This window comes from Asaia sp. W19 (genome assembly GCF_003994335.1).
Taxonomy (GTDB): Bacteria; Pseudomonadota; Alphaproteobacteria; order Acetobacterales; family Acetobacteraceae; genus Asaia.
Window position 1 is genome coordinate 1 of the sequence record NZ_PNQZ01000222.1, and the last position, 1,646, is coordinate 1,646.

Below are 1,646 nucleotides of genomic sequence, written 5' to 3' on the forward strand. Positions count from 1 at the left end.
TACCTATTCCCAAGTGTCACAGCAGCCACCTATGGGCGGCGGAAGGGCCAGCTTATTGGTATCGGAGCTGGATCAGGCGTTGGTAAGACCGACTTAATAACGCAGATGGTCGAGACTGACATAACGCAGCTTGGTCTGAAGGTCGGTATCCTATTCCTTGAGCAGCCTATCGAGCAGACTGGAAAGCGGCTGGCGGGTAAGTTTGCGGGGAAGCGGTTTCATATTCCAGACGGAAGCTGGACGCAGGATGAGCTTGCAGCTTCTCTTGATGAGGTTGCTCAGGAAGACCGCCTCTATCTCTATGACAGCTTCGGCGCGACTACGTGGGACGTTATCCGGGGCCGTATCAAGTATATGGTGCAGCACCTTGGCTGTGAGAGCATCTACCTTGATCACCTCACGGCCCTCACGGCCCATATGGATGACGAGCGCCGGGAACTTGAGGCGGTGCTTGAGGAAATGGCCACAATGGCCAAGACCCTCAATTTCGTTTTCCACTTTATCTCCCATCTCGCTACGCCAAAGGACGGCCCGCCGCATGAGGAAGGCGGGCGCGTTAAAGGTCAGCACTTCAAGGGCGCGCGCGCCATTATGTTCTGGGCGCACATGCTCTGGGGCCTTGAGCGAAACACGCAGGCGGATGATCCAGAGGAGCGCCGCCAGAGCACCCTAAGGTGCCTTAAGGACCGTGAAACCGGGCGCGCCAACGGAATGACATTCCCTCTCACGTTCGATGATGCAACAGGCAGGCTGATCGAAGGGGAGCGCACAGAGCCCGTGCAGGCGTTCCAAGAGGACGATGACGCGCCGTTCTAAGAGGGACCCCCTAAAGTCCCTTAAAGACACCCTTCGCCGCTACGGCCTGACCATCCCCGACTATCACCAGAAGCTCAAAGCCCAACACTATGGCTGCGCCATTTGCGGCCAGTCTGACTTTGGAGGGCTGCGGCTCAGTATAGATCATGACCACCAAACAGGGGCCGTAAGAGGGCTCCTCTGCTCCCGGTGCAACGTTGGTCTTGGGCACTTCTCGGACAATCCCGAGGTGCTGATCAAGGCCGCCGACTATCTCATTCAACACGAAATTTAGGAGACTCCTTTGGAGCCCCATCATCATGTCCACATCAGCACGGGCTTTCTGTTCGTCCTGATGCTGGCGCTTGTCGCGCTGATCGTGGCAGTCGGCTTTGCTATCTACTTGGCTCGCAAGCCCAAGGTTATCGAACGTGTCGAGCGCGTTTCGCAGACGCGGTTCATCGAGCCCGAGGCAGATGACCGTCCCTATGTCCGCTCAGTGTCGAGCGTGGGAGCGTATCGTGCGCCGCCCCGACAGGTTGACTCGACTGTGGCCCCTCCGGTGCGCGCCTATAGCCGAACTGCGGTTCCTGAGCCTCGGCAGCACTACACGGCGCCTTACACGCCTCCCTACACCCCGCCAGTCCAGAGTGACCGCCTTTTCGAGGGTATCCTGCTGGGGGAACTCATGGGCAGCTCTCATGGGTCAACCACGGTGATCGAAAGCGCGCCCTCCTATCCATTATCTTCAGACAGCTTCTCCTCAGGCTCAGACAGCAGCGGCTTCAGCTACGACAGCGGATCTTCGTCGTCTGATAGCGGCGGGGTTTGTTTGGGGCGGGGGGGGGGGG

The 1,646-nt window shown here is 58.7% G+C and carries 3 protein-coding genes; all 3 read left to right on the forward strand.

Translation table 11 applies throughout. The features are described from left to right. A partial coding sequence (locus tag C0V97_RS18175) for a DnaB-like helicase C-terminal domain-containing protein (RefSeq protein ID WP_199752051.1) occupies nucleotides 1-816 on the forward strand: 816 nt, incomplete at its 5' end. Beyond that, nucleotides 800-1,090 (forward strand): endonuclease VII domain-containing protein, encoded by a 291-nt coding sequence (locus C0V97_RS18985; protein WP_127102841.1) that lies wholly within the window; start codon nucleotides 800-802, stop codon nucleotides 1,088-1,090. The genes C0V97_RS18175 and C0V97_RS18985, both read left to right, overlap by 17 nt. 9 nt (nucleotides 1,091-1,099) lie before the next feature. Then, on the forward strand, nucleotides 1,100-1,646 hold a 547-nt coding region (locus C0V97_RS18185), incomplete at its 3' end, for a hypothetical protein (protein ID WP_148114991.1).